This is a genomic window from Micromonospora sp. M51 (assembly GCF_018070305.1).
Classification (GTDB): domain Bacteria; phylum Actinomycetota; class Actinomycetes; order Mycobacteriales; family Micromonosporaceae; genus Micromonospora; species Micromonospora parva.
Genome location: NZ_JAGPXZ010001075.1, coordinates 1 through 1,510, shown reverse-complemented (window position 1 = coordinate 1,510; position 1,510 = coordinate 1). Strand labels below are relative to the sequence as shown.

At 70.3% G+C, this 1,510-nt stretch carries 3 protein-coding genes and 1 pseudogene; all 4 read left to right on the top strand.

Annotated features, from left to right (window positions below; translation table 11 throughout):
* Positions 1–350 (top strand): annotated as a pseudogene (locus tag KBX53_RS32590) (PTS mannose transporter subunit IIA); the annotation flags it as partial.
* Positions 351–354: 4 nt separating this feature from the next.
* A complete protein-coding gene (locus tag KBX53_RS32585; RefSeq protein ID WP_210863704.1) occupies positions 355–663 on the top strand; it encodes a PTS lactose transporter subunit IIB in 309 nt (102 codons plus the stop codon).
* Positions 656–1,090: a PTS sugar transporter subunit IIA gene (locus KBX53_RS32580; protein ID WP_210863702.1), complete on the top strand. Its 435-nt coding sequence runs from the start codon at positions 656–658 to the stop codon at positions 1,088–1,090. Before KBX53_RS32585 ends, KBX53_RS32580 begins: the two co-directional genes overlap by 8 nt.
* Positions 1,087–1,510 (top strand): alcohol dehydrogenase catalytic domain-containing protein (locus KBX53_RS32575; RefSeq protein WP_210863701.1); only part of this gene is annotated, 424 nt, incomplete at its 3' end. The genes KBX53_RS32580 and KBX53_RS32575, both read left to right, overlap by 4 nt.

Sequence of the window (1,510 nt, the reverse complement as noted above, 5' to 3'; positions counted from 1 at the left end):
CGTACGTGCTGATGAAGCCGCAGCTGATCCTCGCCATGATCGCCGGGGGTGCGGCCGGCGTCGGCACCTTCGTGATCACCGGTGCGGGGCTGGTCGCCACCCCCTCGCCGGGCAGCATCTTCGCGTACCTCGCGGTGACCCCCCAGGGCGGCCACTTCGGGGTCGTTCTCGGCGTCGTGGTCGCCGCCGCCGTCACCTTCGCTGTCGCCTCGGCCCTGCTCGGCTTCGGGCGCGGCGAGCCCGACGCGGACGCTGTCGGCCCTGACGAGAAGACGGCTGACCACCCAGATGAGGACAAGGCAGTCGACCCCGACGAGACCCTCGACAAGTCGGCGAAGCAGGAGGTCTGAACACATGTCCACCATCAACGGCACCGAGATCAAGAAGGTCGTCGTGGCCTGCGACGCCGGCATGGGCAGCAGCGTGATGCTGGCCAGCCAACTTCGGCGGCAACTGGCGAAGAACGCGGTGACCGTCGAGCACACGCCGGTCAACTCGATCCCCGCCGACGCGGACGTGGTCATCTGCCACCAGGGGCTCGTCGCCCGGGCCCGGGTCAGCGCGCCGGACACGGTGATCGTGCCGATCCAGGTGTTCATCGGCGACCCGGCCGTCACCAGGGTCGTGAACGCGGTGCAGCGCGGCGGTGAGCTCAGTGGCTGAGCTGCTGGCCCGTGACGCGATCCGGCTCGACGAGCGGGCCGGATCGCGGGACGAGGCGATCAGCCGCTGCGGCGAGGTACTCGTCGAGGTCGGCGCGGTGGCCCCGGCGTACGTGGACGCTAGGCTCGCCCGCGAGCAGAGCGTCTCCACGTACATCGGGGAGGGCGTCGCCATCCCGCACGGCACGCTGAACAGCAAGGAGTCGGTCCAGCGCGACACCCTCGCGGTGCTGCGCTTCCCCGACGGCGTCGACTGGGACGGGTTCGACGTGCGGGTCTGCGTCGCCATCGCGGCCGCCGGCGACGGGCACGTGGACATCCTCGCCCAGCTCGCCACTGTGCTGATGGACCCGGCGCAGGCGCAGCGGCTACGAGAGTCGACGAGTGTCGATGACGTGATCACCATCCTTGAGGGGAACCCATCGTGAAGGTCGTCCGATTCCACGCACCCGGTGACGTCCGCATCGAGGACGCGCCCGAGCCCACGCCGGGCCCCACCGACGTGATGATCCGCGTCCGGGCATGCTCCACCTGCGGCACCGACGTGAAGATCTCCCGCTTCGGCCACCACCACATCGCCCCGCCGCGCGTCATGGGCCACGAGATCGCCGGTGAGATCACCGAGGTCGGTGCCGACGTCACCGGCTGGCGGCCGGGGGACCGGGTCCAGGTCATCGCCGCCATCCCCTGCGGTACGTGCGCGGAGTGCCGGCGCGGCCGGATGACCGTGTGCCCCAACCAGGTGTCGATGGGATACCACTTCGACGGCGGGTTCGCCGAACACATGGTCGTGCCGCACAACGTCCTCGCCGTCGACGGGCTCAACCGCATCCCCGAGGGACTCAGCT

Bases quoted from the DNA above. Each gene is read 5' to 3' on its own strand.
- KBX53_RS32585 (WP_210863704.1), top strand. From the start codon at position 355: ATGTCCACCATCAACGGCACCGAGATCAAGAAGGTCGTCGTGGCCTGC.